This window comes from Roseibium sediminis, from assembly GCF_008711325.1.
Taxonomy (GTDB): domain Bacteria; phylum Pseudomonadota; class Alphaproteobacteria; order Rhizobiales; family Stappiaceae; genus Roseibium; species Roseibium sediminis.
Genome location: NZ_VXDB01000094.1, coordinates 1 through 792 on the forward strand (window position 1 = coordinate 1; position 792 = coordinate 792).

The window sequence follows — 792 nt, forward strand, 5'->3', positions numbered from 1 at the left end:
ACCGCTTCCCAATGGCGTAATCAAAGCGCCAGGGCACAAAAATCTGCACAGTCTCTCGGCACTAGGCTGAGGAAGTCGAGCATTCATCCGAATGTCCTTCTTTCATTAAACTGAATTCGGTTAGACGGCTCTATCTGGATTAAAAACAATGCCGGTGAGGCCCTGTTGCTTCATTTCATCGACGACGGTGCTGGAGAGGTAGCGACCGTAGATCACATGCTTGTCGACCCAAGCATGGGCATTGCCTATCTTTTCAAGGCTGAACACAAATTCCCCGGTGCTGGGGTCAAAGGCGAGACCTTTTTTGAATTCTGCAGTCGCTCGCTCGCGGTCCATCGTATCCAGACGATGGCAGATGTTAAAAAAATACATCTGCCGCGCAAATGATCCGTCCTTGTAGACCACTTCCACAGGGAAGAACTGATGGACGCCCGGTTCGTGGCGCTCAATGATGTCCTTGAAAGCCTCGGACACAAAATACATCGCATACGAAAGCACAGCATCAGGTACCGGATACCGCTTGCTGCCCCATTCGGCCCGTGTTGGAACATGGTCTGGCTTCACCGCCCGTCCCGCATACATTTCACCGGTATCAAATAAGGGGGTATGGCCCATATCGAATGTCCGATCGACATACCCAATCTTTTTGTAATTGCCGTCGAGGGGTTTGAAACTGATCGTATGCGGGGCCTCCGCTCTCGATCCAATGCTGTAAACAACACCTTCGGCCATTTTCATCTCCTCACGCTGACCCGAAATCGGCCTCGCAGCGCGTTTGAAATCACTTTGACT

Annotated in this window: 1 protein-coding gene; it reads right to left on the reverse strand. The window is 51.4% G+C overall.

Annotated elements, in window-relative coordinates; translation table 11 throughout:
- Positions 1 to 120 precede the first annotated feature (120 nt).
- Positions 121 to 792 (reverse strand): imm11 family protein (locus F0155_RS23215; RefSeq protein WP_150526935.1); only part of this gene is annotated, 672 nt, incomplete at its 5' end.